This window comes from Paenibacillus sp. MBLB1832, assembly GCF_032271945.1.
Classification (GTDB): domain Bacteria; phylum Bacillota; class Bacilli; order Paenibacillales; family NBRC-103111; genus Paenibacillus_E; species Paenibacillus_E roseopurpureus.
Window position 1 is genome coordinate 4,764,591 of record NZ_CP130319.1, and the last position, 23,410, is coordinate 4,788,000.

The window sequence follows — 23,410 nt, forward strand, 5'->3', positions numbered from 1 at the left end:
TTAGCCCATAGAAAAGTATGGAATTTACTCAACATAAGGAGTGATACGACATGATCGTCGTGACAACAGAAAACATCCCAGGTTATGAAGTGACCGAAGTTTTAGGCAGTACGTTTGGCGTTGTGGTGCGTGCAAGAGGGATCGGCGGTGATATTATGGCTTCACTGAAGGGGTTAATCGGCGGCGAGGTTACGCAATATACGCAAATGGTCGAGGATGGACGGAGACAAGCGATGGATCGATTAGTGAAAAATGCAGCTGCTATGGGCGCGGATGCGATCGTCATGATGCGCTTTGATAGTGGAGATATCGGTCAAAATATGACCGAAATCGTCGCTTACGGCACCGCCGTTCGAACGCACAAGCGATGAACGGAGTCTACCCCATTTTAATCGTATACGGCTTATGGGCCATTGGACTAATTATTGTTTTACTACTTGGCTATCTCGTGTATGACAAACGTTACAAAAGCAACGGAGCAGCAACTCCCACCACACCGCCGAACGGTTATTTATCCACGCCTGAGGTATTTATAGATCCCAAGGACGGCCTCACCTACCGTGTCTATTACAATCCCCGCACGGGAGACCGCGCCTATATTCGCGAATAACCGAAAAAAGCCTTATCAAGAGTTGAGATCACGGTGATCTCTAGCTCTTGTAAGGCTTTTTTTCACAACCAACATCCTACTCCCAAATTACTTTCCAGTTCCCATTCACAGTTGCTTCAATGGTCCCCCGCTCCATGATATAGCCTGCCAGCAGCTCCGCAACGTCCGTCGGAATATCCTTGATCACAGGCTTATCCTGGAACATTGCATAATTGCCGCCGCCAGCCGCGCGATAATTGTTCATCACCACATCAAAGGAACGACCGAGATCCATCGGCTTACCTTCAAAATCAAGCTGGACAACGCGGCTCCCGATAGGGCGGGAAATATTCAATGTATAGGTAATACCTTCCCACATGTCATAGTTATAGTGCGCTGGCTTCGGTTCCATAAACGATTTGCTTACACGAACTTCGCCTTCATCAGTCAGCTCAAAGTATTCCGCGGATTGCTCCAAGGCATCCTTAATGTCCTGTCCAGAAATGCGGATCACCTTCAAGGTATTGGGATAAATATAGTTCGAGACGATATCCCGCATCGTGATGCGTCTCGGAAATCCTGGAGACACGTTATCGAACAATGCGGTATTCGAGATAGGGGCACCCGACAGCTCCATCTGAACATGATTAATAAATTCAATAAGCGCATTGTCCGCCAGACGAATTTTCATCGGATCTTGCACCAGCATATCGCCTGTTAAATGGCCGATCGGTTGATCCAGCCACACTTGTGTCTTAGCCTCATACGATTCGTTCTTCCCAATCAAGTCGCTATCCGCTTCCACATTCGCAACAGAGAGCAGCATCGATTGTTTGGAGCGAATTTGCCACTTTCCCTCCACCTTCTCGAGTTCAAGCTGCACTTTTCCGAGCGAGACACCAGCAGTACTTGGCTGCACAATGGTAACACCATTAATTTGAGCTCCTGCAATGCTTCTATGCTGATGACCTGTAAGCAGAACGTCGATACCATCCACTTCCATACACAGCTGGTAGCCTTGATTCTCGCCCGTCAGCGGCTCCGAGGGTTCGCCTGTTTCGATATCTCGTTCGAATCCGCCATGATAGGAGACGACGATGACGTCTGCACCTTCTACGCTTTTCATGTGCTGAATCCAAGTACGAGCTGTCGAGATCGGATCTTCAAAACGAATGCCTGCAATATGTTTCGGATCCTCCCAATTCGGGATGTAAGGCGTCGTCAAACCAAGAATGCCCACGCGAACTCCTTCTGGCGACTCCTTAATTACATACGGCGGTCCGAAGAACGGAGCTCCTGTCTCCTGATTCACGATATTGGCACTCAACCATGGAAAATTGGATTCACGAATCGCTTTCTGCAAGACAGCCAGTCCATAATTAAATTCATGATTACCAAGAACTGCTGCATCATAGTTCAAGTAATTTAGCCCCATAACCATGGGATTTATCGGTTCATTATCGAGTCGGGCATGGTGATAAGCGAGCGGTGTCCCTTGTATGAGATCACCATTATCGATGACAATCACATGATCGCCTTTGGCCCGTTCTTGTGCGATAAGTGACGCGATTTTTGTCAGTCCAACCTCATTCGGCTTATTATTTGCGTAATGAATGGGAAGCATATTCCCATGGAGATCGCTCGTTTCCAAGAGGATAATATGAGCCGTTTGCTGACGTAAGGAGGTCACTCGTTTCACTCCATTCTATATGTTTGTCATATTTTACATGTTACTTTGTCATATTAACAAATACTTCACACTATCTTCCATCTTGCTTGTGATAGTGTTATAGTACATCATAGATAAAAATTAAACGGAGGTCAAAAAGATGAAAAAATTAACTCTACTCAGCTTATCCATGGTTGTAGCTGCAGGTGCTCTTGCAGGCTGCGCGAAAAAAGAAGAAACAAAGCCTTCCGCTTCAGCAGCGGCAACAGCAGCAGCTGCAGGATTCGTGCCAAAAGAACTTCGCGTTCAATTCGTTCCATCCCAAAATGCTGAAACGCTTGAAGCAAAAGCGAAACCGCTTGAGAAACTGCTTGGCGACAAATTAGGCATTCCAGTAAAAGTTTCCGTTTCCACGGATTACAACGTTGTTATCGAAGCGATGTCATCCAAACAAGTTGACGTTGGTTTCTTGCCTCCGAGTAACTATGTGGTTGCTCATGATACACGTAAAGCAGCTGATCTACTTGTACAAGCACAACGTTTTGGCGTTGACGATGCAACAGGTAAACCAACAACGGAGCTTGTTGACTTCTACAAATCCGAAATTCTTGTTAAAGCAGATTCCCCAATCAAATCCATTGCTGATTTGAAAGGCAAGAAAATGGGCTGGCAAGGTGTTACTTCCGCTGCTGGTTATGTGTACCCAGGTCTTGTATTGAAAAATGCAGGCGTAGACCCTGTGAAAGATGTAACAGGCGTTCAATTCCAAGGGCATGATAAAGCTGTAATCGCGCTTCTTAACGGTCAAGTTGACGCTGTAGGGGTGTTCCAAGATATCCGTACGAACATGTTGAAAGACTACCCAGATATCTTCAAACAAACGAAAGTTCTATCCTACTCCGATAAAATTCCAAATGATACAATCGCTGTTCGTTCCGATATGGATGCAGCTTGGAAGAAAAAAATTCAAGATGCTTTCATCGCGATTGGCAACGATCCAGAAGGCAAAAAAGTTATTATCGATGTTTACACACACCAAGGTTATGTAGCTACTGACGATAAGAAATTCGATATCGTTCGTGAAGCTAACAAAGCAATGGGCTTGAAATAATCGTTAACACAAACTAAACCACGTCATCATGAACCTCACAGAACATGAAGATGTGGTTTTTTCCCTCTCCTTTGACATTCTATTCCAGACTTTCCTTGCATAAGATGAAAATGGCACGCCCGTACAAGCTTCTTGTTTACTTTTGTCGCACAATTGTTTACATTTGAACTTAGGCCGATCGTGTCATAACTCATGATGGGGTGAAAAACGGAATGTTTGAAATGCTAATTATGCGTAAGACCGAAGTAATCATCCGATGTGGTAAAGATGAAGTACGAGGGGTTATTGCACAGTACTACCCCGAATTCCAATTGTTAAAAATTAACAATATCATGATTCCCATCGGACTCATTGAACAAATTGAGATCATGAATCCTGACGATACCAGCTCTCATTCGCCATTGCGTGAGAGTCGCGTTCTCCACTTGGTCACCCAACGAGTTGGAGCTTCACAATAAGAATCAGCAGAAGAAGGCTGTTTCTCAGGGGCTAAAACCCTTAAGAAACAGCCTTCTTTGCGCTACACGATCCGTTTTCGAAGGGCGCCCGAGATGAAATCAATGATGGATACCATCACGATAATCCCGATCAAAATAATACCCACCCGCGGCCACTGTCTTGCATTCAGTGCGAAAATCAACGGTGTTCCAATACCGCCGGCACCGATGATACCGAGCAACGTAGCGGAGCGAACATTGATCTCGAAGCGGTACAAGGTAAACGAGATGAAATCCGGAATTACTTGTGGAATTACCGCGAACGACATACGCTGCCAGAAGTTCGCGCCTACGGCCGTCATTGCCTCTGTAGGCCCCATATCCATGTTCTCGATCGCTTCGGCATAGAGCTTGCCTAACATCCCTACAGAGTGAAGCCCCAGCGCCATAACACCCGCGTAGGCGTTCGGTCCAACGGCTTTGATGAAGATCAGCGCCATAATGATTTCAGGAACCGTTCTTACAATGCTTAAAAATAGTTTGCCTGTCGCCGATACCGCACGGAATGGACTCATGTTCGCCGCCGCCCAGAAGGCAAAAGGCAAACAAACAATCGCAGAAACGAAATTCCCCAGGTAGGAAATCGATAAAGTTTCCAGCAACCCGCGAAGCAAATCCTCTCCTTCAGGGATATAGACATATGCCCAATCTGGATGAACCAAACCTTTCAGCATCGCAATGGTTAATACTTTCGTTGTCGGTTGGAAGCCTGTTAATTCAAGTCCTGTCAAAGCCCAGATGATGAGGCCGATCACAGCAGCCCAGCCAATGATTTTGTACACTTTGGCACGTGATGGCGACATCGGTTTGGCGCTGCCTTTCAGCAAGAACATGCGGAACCGCGTGCTCACCAAGTCAATAATAACAACAACGAGCAACGTATAAATCACGATGGCACAAGATTGATCATAACGGAACAAATCTAACGTATTTTTGAGCAGAAGACCGATTCCGCCTGCGCCAACCAAACCGAGAATGGCAGAAGCACGGATACTCACTTCAAATGTGTACAGAAAATGCGCGAGATACGTTGGCGCTACTTGTGGCAGCACACCGAAACGAATCAACTTCAGCTTATTCGCGCCCACAGCTGTCATCGCTTCCAGCGGCCCTGGATCAATCGCTTCCGTCGATTCATAGGAGAGCTTAGAGATAATCCCGAACGTGAAGAAAATTAACGCCAACGTACCCGCTGTAGGACCGAAGCCAACAACGACAGCAAACAGCGCGGCATAGAGCAAATCTGGAATTGTTCGTGTGAAATTCAGAATAAATCGTGCTGGATACGACAGCCAAGGCGATGTCGTCACATTTCGTGCTGCTAGTAACGCCATCGGAAAGGCGAACAAGCCTCCAATAAGCGTACCGATAATCGACATCTGGATCGTCTGCGCCATCGGCTTCCAGATATCCGCAAAGAAGGCCCAGTCTGGGGGGAACATTTCACCTACGAACTTAAGAATTTCTGGTGTTCCTGTGACCAGCCTGGTCAGTGTCGCATCGGTCTGATAGATACTTCCGATCAGGAACAGCACCATGATAATAAGTGTCACATAAAACTTCGTGCGAGGAGGTTTTTTGACTGCAATTGAACTCATTCCTCCTGCACCCCCAGAAGCTCATCCCGCTTAATGGCGCGGCCATAAATTTCAGAGAATACATCGTCTGTCGCTGCCGCTACAGGTCCATCATAGACGACTTGTCCTGCGCGCAGTCCGATAATCCGTGTTGCATACTCGCGGGCAAGATCAAGGAAGTGAAGATTAACGACGGTCGTGATGCCCAACTCGCGATTAATTCGTTTCAGGTCATCCATGACCTGACGCGTTGTTAGTGGATCTAGTGAAGCTACAGGCTCGTCCGCCAAAATAATTTTCGCTTCCTGTGCCAGTGCGCGGGCAATCGATACCCGCTGTTGTTGACCACCGGACAATTCATCGGCGCGCGAATACGCTTTTTCACGGATATTGACACGTTCCAACGCTTTCAGCGCAAGGTCAACGTCCGCTTTGGGAAACAATCCGAACATCGTGCGCAGTGTGGAATGATAACCGACACGGCCAGACAGGACGTTGCGGAGGACGGTTGATCTTTTGACCAGATTAAACGTTTGGAAGATCATCCCGATATCTCTGCGCATGCGTCTTAGCTCAGCGCCCTTCGCTTTCGTGATGGATTTGCCATCGATGATAATGTCGCCGCTCGTCGTCTCATGCAGCTGATTAATAGAACGCAGCAAGGTGGACTTCCCGGCCCCTGATAGACCTACGATCACGACGAATTCCCCAGGATGTATGGTTAAATTAATATCTTTTAAACCAATTGTTCCATTCGGATATACTTTGGATAGATGTTTAAACTCGATCATATAAGTCCTACTTTCTTTATACAGTTTTCAATGAATTCGACATTCAACTGACTACATTCCACGGATGCCGACAAAATCCTTTTTTCTAGCATAACCTTTAGAAAAAATTACTATGCCCTTGTACACAACAATGAAAAAGGCCTCCATCACCCGTATGGAGACCCCTTTGATTACGGATGATATTTCGCACCCCAGCGCTCTTCAATCCTCATGCCCTTCCAGACCGCAATGGACACGATCCATGCGATGACGAACAACGCGACAAGAAGGAAGCCCAACGTGCCAAAATCAATCTCCTGCAGCCACGTCCAGAACGTCCCCTCCATGCTGAACTCTTCCGATAGCACCTGTCCGAGCTCGATCACTCCGATGATGAGAGCTGCAATGACCGCCAGAGCCGTAACTGTCAAATTGTAATACAGCTTGCGTACCGGCGTGTGGAACGCCCATTTGTAAGCTTTGGTCATAAACATGCCGTCTGCCGTGTCGAAAAGGCTCATCCCCGCTGCGAATAACAGCGGCAAGGAGATGACGCCGACGAACGGAATCGCATCCTTCGCCGCATGCGCGGAAATGGCGAGCAGCGCGATTTCACTTGCGGTGTCAAAGCCTAATCCGAAGAGAAAGCCTAACGGATACACATGCCAGCTTTTCCCGATGAACCCGAACAACGGTTTAATTAATCGGGTGATGAAGCCGCGGGACTCCAACAGCTCTTCAAATTCACTTTCGTTTTGCTTGCCGCCGCGGAACTTCAGAAACATTTTATACAGGGAGATAAGGATTAAAAGATTAATGATTCCGATGATGACCAGGAATAATCCTGACACGGATGCGCCAATTACCCCACCAAACCGCTGCATCCAAGGAAGTTCGCGCTCTGCCCATTGTACCGAGAATGCCGTCACGATCGCCATAATAAATACGACCGACGAGTGACCTAATGAGAAGTAGAAGCCAACGCCAAGCGGGTTTCTTTTCTGCTGAACCAGTTTCCGTACCGTATTATCAATCGCGGCAATATGATCCACGTCAAACGCATGTCGCATGCCGAGCGTGTAAGCTAGAAGTCCAATGCCCCAGAAAGCTGGTGAAGATTTGGCTACGGTGTAAAGTCCAATTAGTCCTACTACGTGTAAAAGGATAATCACGAACACATACCCGCCCCAGTTTTTCCGATCTTTCAGCAAAGATTTCCACATGGTTGTCTATCATCCCCTCCCGAATCGTGTTACGAATAATTAATAATGTAGCACACGTGTGCATGAATGAGAAGATGAACGCGGAATTTTTGTAAAGAATTCTAAAAGAGATCTGCTATAATAGATACCGTTCCAAATGCTGATCGTTTGAAAAAGGAGGAGATCCGCTGGATGACTTTACGAACGTACAAGCTTTTTACGGTGGGGCTGCCGGTCCTCATTATCGGAGGATTCGAGTACATCCGTCATGCATATTTACTTCGTTATTTAACGATGGAAGCTGGCAATTTTACCATTACCATCATTACATTATTGCTTTCCTATCTTTTTGCTACCTGGATGTTTAATCGGATTGAGCGCAGCAATGAAATGATTCTCCTTAGCGAGGCTCGCCGCGCGGTATTTGAAGAACGTGAACGCTTGGCGCAAGATTTGCATGACGATTTAGCGCAAACGCTTTTCTTCCTGAACGTAACTTTGCGGCAAGGCAACCTGGAAGAAGCTAAAGCAGCTGTCTCCGAGATCGATAACTCGCTGCGGCAGGCGATTTTTAATTTACGGACGCCGCCTGAGGAAGGGACTTCTTTGGGGCAACGCATTGTTACCTACTTAGAAAACTGGCGCTTAGTGACAGGCATTGAACTTGAAACAACGATACAATTAAAGGAAGATAGCTTTACCCCCTCGGAAGAAGTCCAGCTCTTCGGCATTATCCAGGAGGCGTTTACGAACATTCGCAAGCATTCGATGGCCACGGCAGCTGCGCTGCTGCTGAAGGCGGATGGGACAGGCTGGCAGCTTCACATCACGGATAATGGCTGCGGGTTTCAACTTGGCAACGCTAACGACACGACCTATGGGATTAAGCTCATGCAGAAGCGTGCGGGAGATCTCGGAGCAGAACTGAGCTTACGTAGTGATCTTGGTGATGGAACTAATTTGATGGTTACAGCGAAAAGAGAGGAGCACCTCTGATGGCCCAAATCATGCCTTACCGTATATTAATCGTCGATGATCACCCTCTCGCCCGCAAAGCGATTCGCAGTATGCTGGGAGCGGCCCCTGACTTCCTCATTGTTGGCGAGGCCAGTAACGGCGAGGATGCCATTCAACTGTGCGGCGAAGTTGCACCCGATGTTGTTTTAATGGACATCCACATGTCCCCGATGGACGGGCTCCAAACGACGCGGCTCATGAAGCAAGCCTATAGCTACATCCGCATCGTTATGCTGACGGTCTCGGATGATGTGGCAGACCTCTTCACTGCCTTGCAATTCGGGGCTCAGGGCTATCTGCTCAAAAACATGGATCCCGACGAATGGCTCAGTTATTTGCGCGCCTTGCTCGATGATAACTCCGAAATCGCGCGCGGCATGGCGGACAAGCTGTTCAGCAGGTTCCGGTCCCCCGCGAGTGCTCAGCCTGAAGGGCCCAGCCCTCACATGCTTACGACCCGTGAGCAAGAAATCACGGCTTATGTGGCCTTAGGCGACAATAATCGGATGATTGCCGAGAAGCTGCTTATTTCAGAGCATACCGTTAAAAATCATATGAAAAACATACTCGTGAAACTGTCACTTGAGAACCGTGTCCAGCTCACCGCTTTTGCGATCAAGCATGGATTGACGCGGAAGTGAGACGCATATTTTGCTAATTGGACAAAACTCGTCGAAAAAATAGCCCACTCGAGTCATACTCAACCGCTTGTACATGGGGTAATATGGACAACATGATAAGAGTCGAACTTGAGAGGGGAAATTATTTCCATGTTTAAAAAGTTTATGATGACTGCAAGCTCCATGTTGATCGCATCCATGCTCTTAGTCGGGATCGCAAGCGCTCACGTTGTTGTTTATCCGAAAGAAACGACACAAGGCACCTATGAAGTATTCACTGTTCGTGTACCGTCTGAGAAAGATATTGCTACGACGAAAGTTGAAGTGAAGTTTCCGATTGATTCGGTAGCCATTTCTCGTTTCGAACCAAAAGCAGGGTGGAAATATGAGATCGCGAAAGACTCTGCTGGGAAAATCACTGGCGTGACTTGGACGGCGACTGGTGACGGTCTGGGCAGCACCGAGTTTGGCGATTTCAGCATGCAAGGTAAAGTGGCTGCTGCCGCTACGCAAATCGTGTGGAAAGCGTACCAAACGTACAAAGATGGTTCAGTTGTAGAATGGGTTGGCGCGAACGGATCGGATAAGCCAGCCTCCGTTACGACGGTGAAAGCTGCTGCAGGCGCAACTACGGACAGCCACGGCAACGTAACCGCTGGGGCACACGCTGAGGCGGGCAAGGATTCATCATCGAAAACATCCCTCTACCTTTCCATTGCGGGAGTCGTGTTTGGCGCATTGGCGTTAGTTGTATCGTTGGTGCGTAGACGCGCGTAGAATAATTGAAAGCCCTGAGATGCAGAAAACTGCAGGCTCAGGGCTTTTTCATATCGCTTCTATTGTCTTTCGTAGATACGGAAATAGTACTCGTACGGGTTCTTCTCGTTGCGTTCGCCTTGCTCACTCGACACGAGTGTCCATGCGGATAAGTCCAGGTCAGACATAAACGTGTCAGCCTCGAATTCATGCTCAATGAACGTAATGTACATGCGGTCCACACTGTCTGCAAACAGCTTAAACACCTCGGCACCGCCAATCACGAAGAGCTCCTGATCACGGAAAGCATCCAGCGCCTCCTGCACGGAGTGGATCACCTCGCAACCTTCCGCTTGGAACGCTGTATTCTGCGTTAAGATAATGTTACGTCGGCCTGGCAGCGGTTTGCCAATGGACTCGTACGTTTTACGTCCCATCAGAATCGGATGCCCCATCGTCACCGCTTTAAAAAACTTTAAATCGCCTGGCAAATGCCACGGCAATTGATTATTCACACCGATCGCACGATTGCGATCCATGGCAAAAATAAATGAGATACTCATGCGCGTATCATCCCTTCCTAAATCGCGATCGGCGCTTTAATGCCTGGCAGCGGTTGATAGTTCAAAAATTCGAAATCCTCGAAGTGATAATCGAAAATAGATTCTGGTTTTCTTTTGATATGAAGGGTGGGTAGAGCTTGCGGTTCTCTCGTTAATTGTTTGTTCACTTGCTCGATATGATTCAGATAAATATGAACGTCGCCGCCCGTCCAGATCAGATCCCCAACTTCAAGATCACACTGTTGTGCGATCATGTGCGTCAATAGCGCGTACGAAGCCAGATTAAAGGGTAGACCCAGGAAGGTGTCCACGGAACGCATTTGGAACATGCAGGATAAGCGACCATTGGCTACATAAAATTGAAAGGCATAATGGCACGGCGGAAGCGCCATGTTGTCCACTTCAGCCGGATTCCAAGCACTGACGAGGTGTCTGCGTGAATCGGGATTGGTCTTGATTTGATGAATCAACTTCTCGATCTGGTCAATAATTTGACCGTTCGGCGCCTGCCAAGTTCGCCATTGCGCACCATAGACACGGCCCAAGTTCCCATTTTCATCTGCCCACTCGTCCCAAATCGTAACGCCATTGTCACGCAAATATTGGACATTCGTGCTTCCGCTCAAGAACCAAAGCAGTTCGTGCACAATTGATTTGATATGTAACTTTTTCGTTGTTAACAAAGGAAAGCCATCCTGCAGGTTCATGCGCATCTGTCTGCCAAAAACAGAAATCGTCCCCGTTCCCGTGCGATCCCCTTTCTCCACGCCATGATCCAAGATATCTTTAAGCAAGTCTAAATAGGATTTCATAGGTTCACCATTCTCCTCGTACAGTTCCACTTTATGAATTTTATTGATTCATTATAGCACGTTTTACTTCGACAATTCTTTACAATTTCACCCCGTTTACAAGTTGACCAGGCTTCACCATAATGGAAGATGGGATTACCATCTATTTCCAAGGAGTGATTCATTTGTCCAAAAAAATCTTAATTCTTACAGGTGATGGGGCTGAGGTTCTGGAAGTGTACTATCCTTACTTTCGTGTGCTAGAAGCTGGCTATGAAGCCGTCATCGCTTCACCGACGAAGAAAGTGCTTCGCACCGTTGTTCACGATTTTGTTGAAGACTGGGAAACGTACACGGAGAAGCCTGGACATACACTTCCTTCGCATATCGCTTTCGCTGATGTTGATCCTAGCCAGTATGACGGACTGATCGTTCCTGGCGGTCGTGCGCCTGAATATATCCGTTCGAATGAGGATGTACCGCGCTTGCTTCGCCATTTCCTTGAAGCTGATAAACCGATCGGATCGATTTGTCATGGAGTGCAAGTTTTTGCCGCGTTGAAAGATGCTTCCCTCTTCGAAGGCCGTACATTGACCGCGTACAACGCGTGCCGCTTAGATGTAGAAGCGTTGGGTGCTACCTATGCAAAAGACACGCTTCATGTTGATGGCAAGCTTGTCAGCGGCCATGCTTGGCCTGATTTGCCAGGGTTTATGCGCGAGTTTTTGAAATTGTTGGGGTAGTTGACGCGTCCTGCAATAATTCCCACCCCTCAGAAAGATGCTTTTTGGGGCTGAGTATGATACATTTTTTAAATGAATGAAGAGGTTCGAAAACTCCCTCTCTAAAAAACTATGAAATGAGGATTTACCATGTCAGCAGGAAGAAGCAATGAGGATTTGAAAGACATTTCATTATTGGGCAATCAAGGGACGCAGTATGTGTTTAGCTATAACCCGACTGTGCTGGAAGCATTTGATAATAAGCATCCGAATCGCGATTATTTCGTTAAATTCAACTTCCCAGAGTTCACGAGCCTATGTCCAGTAACGGGACAGCCGGATTTCGCGACACTTTATATTTCGTATATTCCTGAGATCAAAATGGTGGAGAGCAAGTCGCTGAAATTGTACCTGTTCAGCTTCCGTAACCATGGTGATTTCCACGAGGACTGCGTGAACATCATTATGAATGACCTGATCGCGCTAATGAACCCGCGCTATATTGAGGTTTGGGGCAAATTCACGCCGCGCGGCGGGATTTCCATCGATCCGTATTGCAACTGGGGCCAGCCTGGTACGAAATTTGAAGCCATGGCTGAACACCGTCTGATGAATCATGACCTATACCCCGAGAAAATCGATAACCGTTAAGATGAAGAAAGCTTGGCCGTCCCCAGTGACTTACTGGTGAATGGCCAAGCTTTTTGCATTCTTTCGTTTTTTAGCTCACATAAGGCCAATGCACTGAATAATGCTGCAAAAATACAACAAAGAAGCGCAAACCAGCCAGTTTGACGCAAAAATGTTGCATTTTGTGCAGCATGCCCACGCATCTTTATAGTTAACAGATGCACGTTGCTTTCTTTTTGCCGATACGTCCCATGCTCTCGATTTTCTCAATATAGTCTGTTGCGAGTGGCACTTTACACGCGGTTTGGCCCACATCGACATGCACTTTGCCGATCTCCGCAGCTACTTTCACCGCTGTATCGTGCAGCGGGAAACAATAAGCACCGACCGTAATGACGAACCCATTCATCACATAACGCACGCGGTTTCGCTCTTGATGAATCGTACTGCGAATCTGTTCAAGCAAATCCGCAATCTCCGCCAAATCCAACTGCTCGTCCGGTGTGATGGACATATAATTCGCGTATGTGCTCCACCCGCAGGCCGCCAGCATTTCATCCCGTGACTGCATCCATTCCCTTGCAAGTTCCAGCGCATACGGGCTTTCTGCTGCAACGCCTGCAACAGCAAATTCCGCTAACATATACCAATAGGCTTGCCCCGCCCACGCTTGAAGCTCATCTTTCGTCATGGATTTCGGATCAATGGAAAGTCCCGCCAAGTACATGGCATCCGTGTTGCCTGTTGCGTACAGAGCCAATGCGAGTTCACGGTCTTTTTTCACAACTTTGACCAGCTTCTTCATGTCCCCTACTTTGACACCAAAAAAGGGCTCACGTGCGCCGTGCTTACTTAACGTTTTCTTCGTCTGCTCACTGCCGAGTTCTTCAAGTCGCGCCATTACTTCATCCAAGGTCATAGGGCCACCTGCCTGCCATCGATTTTCCAATAGTGTAACATGTGGCCCTACTCCTGTGAAATAAGGGGTTACTTGTCTTTAGTCCCCCTATTATCGCCGCGTATTACCGTTAATTGATACGTCTTCGTAGACGAATCTTCGGCAGTAACTACGATCTCAATGACATTTTCGCCCAAACGAAGTTTAATCGTCTTTGAAGCTGAACCACTTACGACAGATTCTCCGTTAACAGTCATAGTAGCATTACTATCCATGGTTGTTAGCATAACTTTGATTTTCGGAACTCCGTTGGACACTTGAACTGTATGAGCTGTTATTTCAGGGTTTAAGGTTAGATTTGATGACTCTTCACTAACGAGAAGAGCACTTAAATTTGCGTTGTCAGACAATAAACGTGTTACCGTTAATCGGTATGTTCTTGTCGACATATCTTCTGCGGTAACGATAATTTCAATGACATTTTCACCGACTTGCAGCCCAATCCCATTGGAATCCGATCCGCTGACAAGAGGCACCCCGTTTACAGTCACCGCAGCTTGGCTATTTGCTGTTGTTGGCGTAATGATCATTACACTCGTTGTTTTCGGAACAGAAGCTGTGTACTCGGTTATCGCTGAATCAAAAATTGGACTTAATGTACCTGAACTGATCGCCAATCCACTTAACGTGTTGTCCGATGACGGCCACTCTTCCGTTGCACTTACACCTGCAGCCTTATCATAATTAGTTCCCATGTTATTTAAAATATTCTTAATAAGAGTAATGTTTGTACCTGCCTGTAGTTGTATACCATTTGTATTTCCTATCAATTTGTTTCCACTAATTTGAACGTTTTGAGGGTCTCCCGCTCCGACATTATTCGCATTTAGGTCCCCATTGTCATGTTCTAGCACAATTCCCCAGTAGTTGCTCGCGGTATTATTACGAATTGTGTTATTGACGATACGAGTACCTGGACCATTCTTAATATTAATACCTACGGCATTATCCACAGATGTTGTATTTTCAATCAGATTGTTCTCAATAAGCGTATCTGGCGTACCCATGGTGACCACAATACCTTCGCGCGAATTACTGATTACATTATCATGGATGTAGTTGTTTGGCCCCGATTTACTATGATTCGTTGGTGCCGTTCCACCCGTATTCCCAAGTCCTACGCCACCGCCAGTCAAAATATTCTCGATGGTATTGCCATACACGTCGTTCAGGTATTCCAACTCACCATGAAGATCGACGGCGTCTAATTTGATATTGATATAATGATTATTCCGAAGGACGTTGTTATGAGCAACATTTTGAATGAGTGATCCATGACGCAAATAGGGTCCTTCAAAGGTAGAATCTTCCACAACATTCCAATACGTATCATTAGCAAAACCAAGTCGATCTACCTTCGGCATTCCTTGAATAGAAGTCCCGTATCCAGCTCCGCCTCCGCCTAAATCTGTTGCATTGCGGAATGTACTACGGCGTACAACAACATCATGGCTATTTTCAATGCGAATGGCCATACGTCTGAAACGTTCTACCGTTACATGATCAATCGTTACGTTATACGAAGGAAGCTCACCGTAGTTAGCTATAGCGATACTGCTATCAGGACCTCCAGCAGCTGGATTATTCGTTGCATGCTCGAGTGAAAAGGAGCGGTTCCAAGTCGATGTAATGGTCAAGTTAGAAACTACAATATCGTGCTGACTTGATGCTTTCACAACTGAGCTATTTTTAATATCATCAATACTGGACTTCAAAATGGTGCCTGCTTCACTTTCTCCACGTAAATTCACGCCGGACTTCAGCTTCAAATTGACAAAGCCATCTGGTGAAGTAATTAAATTATACATACCATTTGGAAGGTACACTTCGTCGCCTGGTGAAGCTGCATTGATGGCATTTTGAATGGCAACACGGTCATCGTTCGCATTATCTGCAAGATCTACACCATAGCTGGTTACATCGATCGTTGCTCCAGTTACGGGATTCGGCGTGTGAAGAGCATGATCAGTACCATCTGGATTAGTTAATCCAGGCTTGGTGAAAGGAACGGTTCCAGCAGGCGGGGCTGGTGTCATATTCGGAACAATGGCAACCGGCGTATCACCCGTTACATAAGGAGCATAGATCATAACGTCCGTTAAACTGGTGAACGTACTGCCATCCGAATTTCCATGCCCTACAATACGAACGAAACGGGCATCGGTATCTGGAATATCAAATGCTTGCATATTGAATGTTGTCGCACGACTGTTTCCGCTCCAAACATTCGTCCATGTAATCGCATCATTGGAGGTCTCAATATCTAGCCGCGTAGAACGTAGATCACCTTTATAGAAGGCGATACCGACATAGCCAATTCGCTGTGTTTGTCCTAAATCAAACATGATGAATTGACCGTCACCCGAAGCGGACCAGCGACTGAATAAGTTGTTATCTAACGTGTTGCTCTCTACGTTTCCGTCACTGCTGCTGGCATTTACTTCTACGACTGGAATCGGCGTAACAGGTGCTGATAATGTTGTTGTGCTATATGTCAATGGCTGTGTAGCCTGGTTTCCAGCGACATCTACTGCATAGACAGCATAAGAAACTTTCGTATTCGGCGTTAAGCCTTGAGCTGTAAACGTAGTAGTACCTGTCACACTCGCTGTATAAACGTCATTTTGATAGACTTTATAAGCTGAAACAGAGCTATCATCCGTTGCCGCTGGCCAAGCAAGTTGGACAAAGTCTGTGCCAAGATTGATTGATTTTAAGGCAGCATCCGCAGGCCATTGTGGCGGTGTCGAATCGCTTTGTACGATGCGCTTCACAAGAAGCTGTGTTTCCGGATTAGAAACAGATGTATTTTCCTTTCCATAAATGTTGACGGATTTCCCTGAAGACAGTGAATCTGCAACCACAAAGGTCACAACCCCATCCACCAAATGTCGTCTCACATAATCGGAAACATCGATATCATGGTAAATCGGTTTAGCCCCATTTAATGTCGTTATCGTAAATTGGCCTACTTGCTCCATCTGCAGAAGATCTTTCTGAAGGGGGCTGGCGTTGTTCCATGTCAGCGTGCTTTCCTGCCAGGCATTATCGCTTACACCGAACGCTTGTAAATCTGCCGTGGTTTGATTGGTCCCTAATTTTGCCGATACCTGCAGCACATATTTATAGCTGGGATCGGAAGCACTTGCGACATCAAATTTGAAATTCATTTGTTTCTTTTGCGTACTCGTTGAAGAGATACTGAATACGCCATCGGTCGATCCATTTTTTTTATCATAGTTCGTATCCGCCATTGTTGGTGACGCGGTATCCCCGCTCTTCCACTGAATCGCAGCATCTGCAGATGGAGGAAGGGCACTCACGACAACCTCAACATCAGCCGCCATCCCCGCTGCAGGAAGAAGCAAGGTGAATATTATTGAAAACATCAGCATAACCGCTAGCTTTCTTTGAACGATTTGAAATTTCATGTAGCATATCTCCTTATCATAATAATATTGCAAAAATGTAAGCGTATACAAAACACAAAGTAATCATACAAGCTTTTTGCTCGATTTAATTGTCATTTATTTAGGTCAAGGAGTGACTAAATTAGGATTTCACAGAAAAAAACCGATCCATGTCGGATCGGTTTAGGTTCATTACCACCAATTCAACCCCGCTGCAATTTCTCTACGCCAACTCGACCTGAGAAAAAGGTTGCCCCGCCGCCCATGTCCGCGACGCGGTCTGGGGTCAGCACGTTCACACGCGTTTTGCTGCCTGGCGTATCTGCCCATAGCCCTTGACTGACAACGACGCCTCTGCGAACGTCTTGCCCTGTCACCACGACAAGCTCACACTCCCCTCGCTCATTCCACACACGAGCCACATCGCCGTTCACTAGCCCTAAAACTGCCGCATCGTCTTCATGCATGTGCAGTTTAGGCGTCTTTTCCATGCGGACATGCTTCTCGTTATGAGCGAAGGTGGAATTCAAGAAGTTGTGATTCGGCGCTGGTATGAAGCGGAATGGTAAATCACTTTCCTCGACGAGTGGGATATAAGTCGGCAGTGCAGGGTACCCTTTGCTCGCCATATCTGCTGAAAACAATTCGATTTTGCCGCTTGGCGTACGCAGCTTCCCTGACAGCAAAGGGTGAATGTTCGCCTTCATAAATCCGTTGTTTTCCAAAAGCGTGACATACGAAATGTCCGATAAAGCAGGGTTGCCAGGATGATCCAGCGCTTGCTGAATCATCGCTTCGTCCGTGTCGCGCAGCGCCTCATCGTCATATCCCATTTTCTCAGCTAACAAGCGGAACACATCCACATTGGACTTGCTTTCCCCATAGGGCGAGATGACAGGTTGTTGAAGGTGTACATAGTGGTGCCAATAGGAACGATAGAAGTCTGTATTTTCAAAAGAGGACGTTGCTGGAAGCACAATATCCGCATATTTGGCAGTTTCCGTTAGGAATAGATCGTGGACGACCGTAAACAAGTCTTCACGCAGCAGACCTTCCTGCACCTTATTTGCATGCGGAGCGACCAGCGCTGGGTTCGAATTATACACATAGAGCGCGTGAATCGGCGGGTCCAGTTCTAAGAGCGCGCTGCCAAGCAAATTCATGTTAATGAGGCGCGCATCTTTGGCACGCAAATCCGGCCGCTGCAGCGCCGCAATATTATGCTCCAAGTAGCCGCCGTTCCCTTTAATGGCGCCTCCGCCTTGATGCAGCCACTGCCCTGTTAAGGCTGGCAAGCAAGCGATCGTGCGCACGCACATCCCGCCGTTATCATGGTGCTGAATGCCGTTTCCGATTCGGATAAAGGAAGGCGAGGTCTGACCATATAACCGAGCAAGCCGGTAGATGTCCTCCACAGGCACACCTGTTATTGCCGAAACTGATGCAGGATCATACGGCTTCACATGCTCTCTGAGCTCTTCGTGTCCCACCGTATATTGCTCAAGGAAAGCCCTGTCCGTCCTATTTTCCGCGAAAAGAATGTGCATCAACCCTAATGCAAGCGCCGCATCCGTCCCAGGCAAAATCGGAATAAACCAGTCCGCCCAGCGGCCTGTCTGGTTCTTATGCGCATCGATGACGATGATCTGTGCGCCGTTTTTGCGGGCTTTCTCCGCCAGCATGACCTGATGCATATTGGTGCTGACGGCATTGATGCCCCACATGATGATGAGCTTCGCATGCACCGTATCCTCAGGATCGGTCCCATAGCTGCCGCCCATCGTGTATTTGTAGCCTTCGGTGCCGGCAGATTCACAGATCGCATACATTAAGCGGCTGGCGCCCATGCGATGGAAGAAGCGGCGATCCATCCCTTCTGTGCCGATCCGGCCCATGTTGCCATAGAAGCTATACGGGAGTATGGCTTCCGCGCCCTTCTCGGCAATGAGCGCTTTCCAGCGCGATGTGATCGTATCGAGCGCTTCTTCCCAAGAAATCCGCTCAAATCGGCTTTCTTCTCCTTTCGGACCGACTCGTTTCAACGGGTACTGTAGTCGCTTCTCATCATATAGACGCGCAGTCATATTGCGCACTTTATTGCAAATAGCCCCCTGAGTCACGGGGTGATTAGGGTCCCCTTCTATTTTCACAATTTTACCTTGTTCCTTATGGAGCAGCAGTCCGCATTGATCTGGACAATCCAACGGGCAGACGGCTGGAAAAATTCCTTGTTGTTGTTCGATCATCGATGTACGCATCGCAGTTTTCCTACTTTCTTTTAACGTCGATACATCTACTATATACCGAATTGGAGGCGAAGGGAAACTTAGCCCCGTCAGTACAATTGTTCGATTGACCACCCTTGTTGGAGCGGTGTACGGCTAAGAGGAGGTAGCCCCAATGCCTTCGCAGCTTGGATTAAATAAGAGCAATTTGTGTGAATTTCTGGAGGCTTAGAGGCCCCAGTCTGCCCTATCTGATCTTCTTCCTGCAAATGAACGAGCGTTTGCAAATCCTTCTCATAGAAAGATGCATCCCATCTGACTCTAGATAAAATTTGGCCCGCTACATCAGCTGGGATTCCTTTGATCCGCGAAATGAGGTTTGCAGCAGCCTCGGTGTCCTCTCGAATAAAGCGATGCACCCGAAGATGTGCTTTTAAATAAGCGACCGTTTCGGCCTCGTGGTTTAGCGCCCACTGCTCATCCGCAACAACTCCTGTTAAGTAATCCTCGCCAAGTCCTTCTTGAAAAAGCACCTGCCCAATCCCATTATGCTTGGCCAGACTAATATACGGCTCCCACATGGCACTTCCTGCAATTTTTCTTTTTACAATGCCGGCCATACTTTCATCCATCCCTTGATGTACGACTCGATGATCGTTGCCGCCTAGAGAACGCAGCAGCTTGGATAAGCGACGGCCAGCACTAGTCTGTGGGGCTGATGCGAGAGACCAGTTGCAAATCTCCGATACATCCTTGATTTCCAGCTCTTTGCGTACAACGAGTGAGATGCCTTGGCCGCCTGATGTTTTGCCATCAAACGCTAGCATGACGGGGCTAAAACCAGGGAACATCTGCCGCATCGAGTTGCAAATAGTAATCGGATAGTCGCCTAAGGACGCAATTTGCACACTCCCGCCAAGTATCCCTTGGACGAGAACGGTTCCGCCCGCTCCGTCAAACCAGTTCACTTGAATCGCACGACGGGCAGGGATGCTGGCCAATTCCTCTTCAAACCAACCTAGTTCTTTCATGATCAGCGAGGTCCACATATGCGCAGTTCCACTTTGATAACCAACTGTGATGGTAGCAGCTCGTTCTTGCGTAGACATCATCGAGGTTGCACCGCCTAATACAAGAGCAGGCTTCTCCAGGCTTACCGCATGGTGGCGTACCCACTTCTCTAATTCGCCCTTATCGATCAAGATCTCTTTGCCAATTTTCATAAAAGGAAGCTGCTTCCATTTCCGCCATCTATCGAAGGTCGATCGGCTTACACCGAGTAAATCGAGAGCCTCCTGCATGGAAATGAGATTAAATTGCTCAATGGACATCACGTCACCTCCGAAATGGGATCAAATTGGTCATTCCTCGTCATTCCGCTTCATATGTCTCCATAATATTGACAGATACTGGGATAAATCTTATAGTCCCATTATAGAAACTAATACATAGTAAGTCTATAGGAATTATAAGTTTATTAACACTTTATCGATTGGGGGAATTCATATGACCATGTTTTCGAAAAAGAGTACCGTAACCGCACTTTCCTTCGTTCTTGCCTCATCCTTATTGGTAACAGCGTGCGGCAAAAAGGATCAAGTTGTCACCGCACAAGGCGGTACGCCAGAAGTGACTGAGCTGCGCTATCAAGGCTCCGTCGGCGCTGTCACTTATCCAGAATTAGCAGAGGATTTAGGGTATCTCGCTCCTTTAAAGCTGAAGTTTATTGGCAACACGATAAGCGGTCCCCAAGATATCCAATCTGTTGTAACGGGTGACACCGACTTCGGCGGGGCTTTCAACGGAGCCATTGTGAAATTGATCGCGGCTAAAGCGCCGATCAAGCCCGTTATTTCTTACTATGGCGTCGATGAGGCGACATGGACGGGGTATTACGTTTTGGACGGCAGTCCGATCAAATCGGCCAAAGATCTCATCGGCAAAAAAATAGCCGTGAATACACTAGGCGCCCATCATGAATTCGTGATCAAAGAATATTTGCACCGAGCTGGCCTAACAGCTGAGGAAATTAAGCAAGTGACCCTCGTTGTCGTCCCGCCGGTCACGACCGAGCAAACCTTACGCGCTGCACAAGTTGATGTAGCCTCACTAGGCGGAGTATTGCGAGATAAGGCGCTTGAGCGCGGGGGCATTCATCCTTTGTTCAGTGATAAAGATCTGTTCGGCATTTTCAGTGCTGGCAGCTATGTCCTGACAGATAAGTTCATTAAGAACAATCCGAATGCCTCACGGAAATTTGTTGAAGCGACAGCCAAAGCTATCGAATGGGCGCGAACAACACCCCGCGAAGAAGTCGTGGCGCGATACGAGAAGATCATCAATGAACGCGGACGCAAAGAAGACACGTCCACTGTGAAGTTCTGGAAAAGCACGGGCATTGCCGGCAAAGGCGGTGTGATTTCTGATAAGGAATTCGATACCTGGATCCATTGGCTTGTCGATGAGGGCGTGATCAAAGATGGTCAGCTGCAGCTAAAAGGACTTTATACAAACGAATTTAATCCATTTGCCACAGAGAAAAAGTAAGGAAACCATGCCAAGGAGGTCGTGTCCATGACGGCTAAAATCAGTATTCAACATGTGCAGAAATCGTTTCGCATCCAACGTAATCTCGGACATCTCAAGGAGGATGATCAGCCGATTTCCGCCCTCAACGATATCAATTTGGACGTGAAGCAAGGGGAATTCATGGTCATTGTCGGACCCAGCGGCTGCGGCAAATCGACGCTCCTTGATCTGCTTGCAGGATTGACGAAGCCCAGCAGCGGCCAGATTTTGCTCGATGGCAGCCCCATAACAGGGCCGAATTTGGATCGCGGCATTGTTTTTCAGCAATATGCGCTTTTTCCTTGGAAAACGGTGCTGGCCAATGTGGAATTTGGATTGGAAGCGAAAGGTGTGCCTCGCAAGGAACGGCGCCGAATTGCTCTGGAGTTTATACAGCTGGTAGGGCTTTCTGGATTCGAGAATCGATATCCGCATGAAATTTCCGGCGGGATGAAACAGCGGGTCGCTATCGCAAGAAGCCTTGCTTACGATCCTGAAGTGCTGCTCATGGATGAACCATTCGCAGCCTTAGATGCGCAGACGAGAGAAACACTGCAAAGCGAGCTTCTACGGATTTGGGAAGCGACGAAAAAGACGATCATTTTTATCACACACGGGATTGAAGAAGCCGTTTATTTGGGGCAGCGCGTCGCTGTCATGACATCACGCCCTGGACGCATCAAGAAAGTGCTGGATATTCCATTTGTATCACGGAGAAGTGAAGAGGATCTCAGGTCCAACCCCGAATTCGTCCGCCTGCGGCACGAGGTGTGGGATTTGCTGAAAGATGAAGTGAGCCGAGCGCAAGAGCAGGAGAAGAGCAAAAGTCTGGATAGTTTTGATCCCAATAAATCGAAAACATTATCCCGAGGAGGCGTTATCAATGGCTAGTGTGAATGCCAGTAAAGCTTATCTTTTGCCTAGAGAGAAGAGTGATTTCTTCGGTTGGATCTTGACGAAGTTTAGAATCGCTTGGAAGCAGTCCGTTGTGATCATCGCCTTGCTTTTGTTCTGGGAAGTTGCTCCCCGAGCGGGTCTTGTCGACGCCACTTTCTTTCCACCTATCTCCGAAATCGCGAGCGCTTGGTGGCAGTTGCTGTTATCGGGTGATTTATTCGACCATACCGTCGCCAGTTTATCACGTTCGTTAGGAGGATTCCTTCTCGCGATTGGGATTGCGATTCCGCTCGGCCTTGCCATCGGCTGGTGGAAACCTGTCTCCGAATACCTCAATCCGTTACTTGAATTGTTGAGGAATACCGCTGCGTTGGCGATTTTGCCCGTCTTCATCCTCCTCTTAGGGCTTGGTGAAACCTCCAAAATTGCGATTGTGCTCTACGCATGTGCATTCCCCTTGCTATTGAACACGATTAGCGGCGTGAAAAATGTAGAACCGCTCCTGATCAAATCAGCACGTTCGATGGGTCTATCCCCCATCCAATTATTTCGCAAAGTAATCATCCCTGCTGCAACACCCACCATCTTCGTCGGGATTCGGCAAGCTGGTGCAAGTTCAATTCTCGTGCTCGTCGCTGCGGAGATGGTCGGGGCCAAGTCAGGATTAGGCTATCTTATTCAATACACGCAGTTCAGCTTTCAAATTCCAACGATGTACGCAGGCATTATCTCGATTTCTGTCATCGGTCTGATTATCAATTTCGCACTAGTTACGCTTGAGAAACGATTAACTGGCTGGAAACAAACGTATAGTGAATAATTCTGTGAAGGTGAGTGA

General features: G+C 47.5%; 23 protein-coding genes, 1 pseudogene and 1 riboswitch. Of the genes and pseudogenes, 12 read left to right on the forward strand and 12 right to left on the reverse strand.

Annotated elements, in window-relative coordinates; all coding sequences use genetic code 11:
• Positions 1-50: 50 nt before the first annotated feature.
• The gene (locus tag MJB10_RS21385) at positions 51-371 is read left to right on the forward strand and encodes a YbjQ family protein (RefSeq protein ID WP_314798174.1); all 321 of its coding nucleotides are present in this window, start codon (positions 51-53) and stop codon (positions 369-371) included.
• A complete protein-coding gene (locus MJB10_RS21390) occupies positions 368-610 on the forward strand; it encodes an HD family phosphohydrolase (protein ID WP_314798176.1) in 243 nt (80 codons plus the stop codon). Before MJB10_RS21385 ends, MJB10_RS21390 begins: the two co-directional genes overlap by 4 nt.
• A 76-nt stretch (positions 611-686) precedes the next feature.
• On the opposite strand, the gene MJB10_RS21395 is transcribed toward MJB10_RS21390, so the two are convergent.
• Positions 687-2,279, reverse strand: coding sequence for a bifunctional metallophosphatase/5'-nucleotidase (locus tag MJB10_RS21395; RefSeq protein ID WP_314798179.1), 1,593 nt, complete (start codon positions 2,277-2,279; stop codon positions 687-689).
• A 139-nt stretch (positions 2,280-2,418) separates the two neighbouring features.
• On the opposite strand from MJB10_RS21395, the gene MJB10_RS21400 reads away from it, so the two are divergent.
• Together MJB10_RS21400 and MJB10_RS21405 are read left to right on the forward strand one after the other, a co-directional pair.
• Entirely contained in the window at positions 2,419-3,369 is a 951-nt protein-coding gene (locus tag MJB10_RS21400; protein WP_314798181.1) for a phosphate/phosphite/phosphonate ABC transporter substrate-binding protein, read from the forward strand.
• A 230-nt stretch (positions 3,370-3,599) separates the two neighbouring features.
• The gene (locus MJB10_RS21405; RefSeq protein WP_314798183.1) at positions 3,600-3,827 is read left to right on the forward strand and encodes a hypothetical protein; all 228 of its coding nucleotides are present in this window, start codon (positions 3,600-3,602) and stop codon (positions 3,825-3,827) included.
• A gap of 62 nt (positions 3,828-3,889) precedes the next feature.
• On the opposite strand, the gene phnE (MJB10_RS21410) is transcribed toward MJB10_RS21405, so the two are convergent.
• The 4 genes and pseudogenes from phnE (MJB10_RS21410) to MJB10_RS21425 form a co-directional block, all read right to left on the reverse strand.
• Positions 3,890-4,669, reverse strand: a complete 780-nt coding sequence (gene phnE, locus MJB10_RS21410) for a phosphonate ABC transporter, permease protein PhnE (RefSeq protein WP_314805808.1) — start codon at positions 4,667-4,669, stop codon at positions 3,890-3,892.
• A gap of 36 nt (positions 4,670-4,705) precedes the next feature.
• Positions 4,706-5,464 (reverse strand): annotated as a pseudogene (phnE, locus tag MJB10_RS21415) (phosphonate ABC transporter, permease protein PhnE); the annotation flags it as partial.
• A complete protein-coding gene (phnC, locus tag MJB10_RS21420) occupies positions 5,461-6,234 on the reverse strand; it encodes a phosphonate ABC transporter ATP-binding protein (RefSeq protein ID WP_314798186.1) in 774 nt (257 codons plus the stop codon). The gene phnC and the pseudogene phnE (MJB10_RS21415), both read right to left, overlap by 4 nt.
• A 170-nt stretch (positions 6,235-6,404) precedes the next feature.
• The gene (locus MJB10_RS21425; RefSeq protein WP_314798187.1) at positions 6,405-7,436 is read right to left on the reverse strand and encodes a HoxN/HupN/NixA family nickel/cobalt transporter; all 1,032 of its coding nucleotides are present in this window, start codon (positions 7,434-7,436) and stop codon (positions 6,405-6,407) included.
• A 171-nt stretch (positions 7,437-7,607) separates the two neighbouring features.
• Here MJB10_RS21425 and MJB10_RS21430 point away from each other — a divergent pair, with 171 nt between their 5' ends.
• The 3 genes from MJB10_RS21430 to MJB10_RS21440 all read left to right on the forward strand — a co-directional run bounded on the left by MJB10_RS21430 (position 7,608) and on the right by MJB10_RS21440 (position 9,829).
• Entirely contained in the window at positions 7,608-8,411 is an 804-nt protein-coding gene (locus MJB10_RS21430; protein WP_314798188.1) for a sensor histidine kinase, read from the forward strand.
• A gap of 8 nt (positions 8,412-8,419) precedes the next feature.
• Entirely contained in the window at positions 8,420-9,073 is a 654-nt protein-coding gene (locus MJB10_RS21435; RefSeq protein ID WP_314805810.1) for a response regulator transcription factor, read from the forward strand.
• A gap of 129 nt (positions 9,074-9,202) precedes the next feature.
• Positions 9,203-9,829 carry a YcnI family copper-binding membrane protein gene (locus MJB10_RS21440; RefSeq protein WP_314798191.1) on the forward strand — a complete coding sequence of 209 codons (627 nt, stop codon included), beginning with the start codon at positions 9,203-9,205 and terminating at the stop codon, positions 9,827-9,829.
• Positions 9,830-9,888: 59 nt separating this feature from the next.
• On the opposite strand, the gene MJB10_RS21445 is transcribed toward MJB10_RS21440, so the two are convergent.
• Together MJB10_RS21445 and thyA are read right to left on the reverse strand one after the other, a co-directional pair.
• A complete protein-coding gene (locus MJB10_RS21445; protein ID WP_314798193.1) occupies positions 9,889-10,371 on the reverse strand; it encodes a dihydrofolate reductase in 483 nt (160 codons plus the stop codon).
• 17 nt (positions 10,372-10,388) lie between these two features.
• Complete coding sequence (gene thyA, locus MJB10_RS21450; protein ID WP_314798194.1) at positions 10,389-11,183, reverse strand: thymidylate synthase; 795 nt, start codon at positions 11,181-11,183, stop codon at positions 10,389-10,391.
• Positions 11,184-11,347: 164 nt separating this feature from the next.
• On the opposite strand from thyA, the gene MJB10_RS21455 reads away from it, so the two are divergent.
• Together MJB10_RS21455 and queF are read left to right on the forward strand one after the other, a co-directional pair.
• Positions 11,348-11,905 (forward strand): DJ-1/PfpI family protein, encoded by a 558-nt coding sequence (locus MJB10_RS21455; RefSeq protein ID WP_314798197.1) that lies wholly within the window; start codon positions 11,348-11,350, stop codon positions 11,903-11,905.
• A 75-nt stretch (positions 11,906-11,980) separates the two neighbouring features.
• Positions 11,981-12,024, forward strand: a riboswitch (PreQ1 riboswitch).
• Between the two features lie 10 nt (positions 12,025-12,034).
• Positions 12,035-12,535, forward strand: coding sequence for a preQ(1) synthase (gene queF / locus MJB10_RS21460; RefSeq protein WP_314798200.1), 501 nt, complete (start codon positions 12,035-12,037; stop codon positions 12,533-12,535).
• On the opposite strand, the gene MJB10_RS21465 is transcribed toward queF, so the two are convergent.
• The 5 genes from MJB10_RS21465 to MJB10_RS21485 all read right to left on the reverse strand — a co-directional run bounded on the left by MJB10_RS21465 (position 12,532) and on the right by MJB10_RS21485 (position 20,438).
• The gene (locus MJB10_RS21465) at positions 12,532-12,717 is read right to left on the reverse strand and encodes a hypothetical protein (protein ID WP_314798203.1); all 186 of its coding nucleotides are present in this window, start codon (positions 12,715-12,717) and stop codon (positions 12,532-12,534) included. The genes queF and MJB10_RS21465 overlap by 4 nt on opposite strands.
• An 8-nt stretch (positions 12,718-12,725) precedes the next feature.
• A complete protein-coding gene (locus MJB10_RS21470) occupies positions 12,726-13,433 on the reverse strand; it encodes a DNA alkylation repair protein (RefSeq protein ID WP_314798207.1) in 708 nt (235 codons plus the stop codon).
• A gap of 68 nt (positions 13,434-13,501) precedes the next feature.
• Positions 13,502-16,903, reverse strand: a complete 3,402-nt coding sequence (locus MJB10_RS21475; RefSeq protein WP_314798209.1) for a cadherin-like beta sandwich domain-containing protein — start codon at positions 16,901-16,903, stop codon at positions 13,502-13,504.
• Positions 16,904-17,085: 182 nt separating this feature from the next.
• Entirely contained in the window at positions 17,086-19,140 is a 2,055-nt protein-coding gene (locus MJB10_RS21480) for a molybdopterin-containing oxidoreductase family protein (protein ID WP_314798212.1), read from the reverse strand.
• Positions 19,141-19,217: 77 nt separating this feature from the next.
• Positions 19,218-20,438, reverse strand: a complete 1,221-nt coding sequence (locus tag MJB10_RS21485) for a helix-turn-helix domain-containing protein (RefSeq protein WP_314798214.1) — start codon at positions 20,436-20,438, stop codon at positions 19,218-19,220.
• A 175-nt stretch (positions 20,439-20,613) separates the two neighbouring features.
• On the opposite strand from MJB10_RS21485, the gene MJB10_RS21490 reads away from it, so the two are divergent.
• Genes MJB10_RS21490 through MJB10_RS21500 form a run of 3 tightly spaced genes read left to right on the forward strand, consistent with a single transcriptional unit; the run spans position 20,614 to position 23,392 of the window.
• A complete protein-coding gene (locus MJB10_RS21490; RefSeq protein ID WP_314798217.1) occupies positions 20,614-21,654 on the forward strand; it encodes an ABC transporter substrate-binding protein in 1,041 nt (346 codons plus the stop codon).
• A 27-nt stretch (positions 21,655-21,681) separates the two neighbouring features.
• A complete protein-coding gene (locus tag MJB10_RS21495) occupies positions 21,682-22,566 on the forward strand; it encodes an ABC transporter ATP-binding protein (RefSeq protein WP_314798220.1) in 885 nt (294 codons plus the stop codon).
• Positions 22,559-23,392, forward strand: coding sequence for an ABC transporter permease (locus MJB10_RS21500; protein ID WP_314798223.1), 834 nt, complete (start codon positions 22,559-22,561; stop codon positions 23,390-23,392). Before MJB10_RS21495 ends, MJB10_RS21500 begins: the two co-directional genes overlap by 8 nt.
• The last annotated feature ends 18 nt before the right edge of the window (positions 23,393-23,410 follow it).

Excerpts from the sequence above, each read along its gene's own strand:
- MJB10_RS21385 (WP_314798174.1), top strand. The coding sequence starts at position 51 with ATGATCGTCGTGACAACAGAAAACATCCCAGGTTATGAAGTGACCGAA.
- MJB10_RS21390 (WP_314798176.1), top strand. The coding sequence starts at position 368 with ATGAACGGAGTCTACCCCATTTTAATCGTATACGGCTTATGGGCCATT.
- MJB10_RS21400 (WP_314798181.1), top strand. The coding sequence starts at position 2,419 with ATGAAAAAATTAACTCTACTCAGCTTATCCATGGTTGTAGCTGCAGGT.
- MJB10_RS21405 (WP_314798183.1), top strand. The coding sequence starts at position 3,600 with ATGCGTAAGACCGAAGTAATCATCCGATGTGGTAAAGATGAAGTACGA.
- phnE (WP_314805808.1), bottom strand. The coding sequence starts at position 4,669 with ATGTCGCCATCACGTGCCAAAGTGTACAAAATCATTGGCTGGGCTGCT.
- phnC (WP_314798186.1), bottom strand. The coding sequence starts at position 6,234 with ATGATCGAGTTTAAACATCTATCCAAAGTATATCCGAATGGAACAATT.
- MJB10_RS21425 (WP_314798187.1), bottom strand. The coding sequence starts at position 7,436 with ATGTGGAAATCTTTGCTGAAAGATCGGAAAAACTGGGGCGGGTATGTG.
- MJB10_RS21430 (WP_314798188.1), top strand. The coding sequence starts at position 7,608 with ATGACTTTACGAACGTACAAGCTTTTTACGGTGGGGCTGCCGGTCCTC.
- MJB10_RS21440 (WP_314798191.1), top strand. The coding sequence starts at position 9,203 with ATGTTTAAAAAGTTTATGATGACTGCAAGCTCCATGTTGATCGCATCC.
- MJB10_RS21445 (WP_314798193.1), bottom strand. The coding sequence starts at position 10,371 with ATGAGTATCTCATTTATTTTTGCCATGGATCGCAATCGTGCGATCGGT.
- thyA (WP_314798194.1), bottom strand. The coding sequence starts at position 11,183 with ATGAAATCCTATTTAGACTTGCTTAAAGATATCTTGGATCATGGCGTG.
- queF (WP_314798200.1), top strand. The coding sequence starts at position 12,035 with ATGTCAGCAGGAAGAAGCAATGAGGATTTGAAAGACATTTCATTATTG.
- MJB10_RS21465 (WP_314798203.1), bottom strand. The coding sequence starts at position 12,717 with ATGCGTGGGCATGCTGCACAAAATGCAACATTTTTGCGTCAAACTGGC.
- MJB10_RS21470 (WP_314798207.1), bottom strand. The coding sequence starts at position 13,433 with ATGACCTTGGATGAAGTAATGGCGCGACTTGAAGAACTCGGCAGTGAG.
- MJB10_RS21475 (WP_314798209.1), bottom strand. The coding sequence starts at position 16,903 with ATGAAATTTCAAATCGTTCAAAGAAAGCTAGCGGTTATGCTGATGTTT.
- MJB10_RS21480 (WP_314798212.1), bottom strand. The coding sequence starts at position 19,140 with ATGCGTACATCGATGATCGAACAACAACAAGGAATTTTTCCAGCCGTC.
- MJB10_RS21485 (WP_314798214.1), bottom strand. The coding sequence starts at position 20,438 with ATGTCCATTGAGCAATTTAATCTCATTTCCATGCAGGAGGCTCTCGAT.
- MJB10_RS21490 (WP_314798217.1), top strand. The coding sequence starts at position 20,614 with ATGACCATGTTTTCGAAAAAGAGTACCGTAACCGCACTTTCCTTCGTT.
- MJB10_RS21495 (WP_314798220.1), top strand. The coding sequence starts at position 21,682 with ATGACGGCTAAAATCAGTATTCAACATGTGCAGAAATCGTTTCGCATC.
- MJB10_RS21500 (WP_314798223.1), top strand. The coding sequence starts at position 22,559 with ATGGCTAGTGTGAATGCCAGTAAAGCTTATCTTTTGCCTAGAGAGAAG.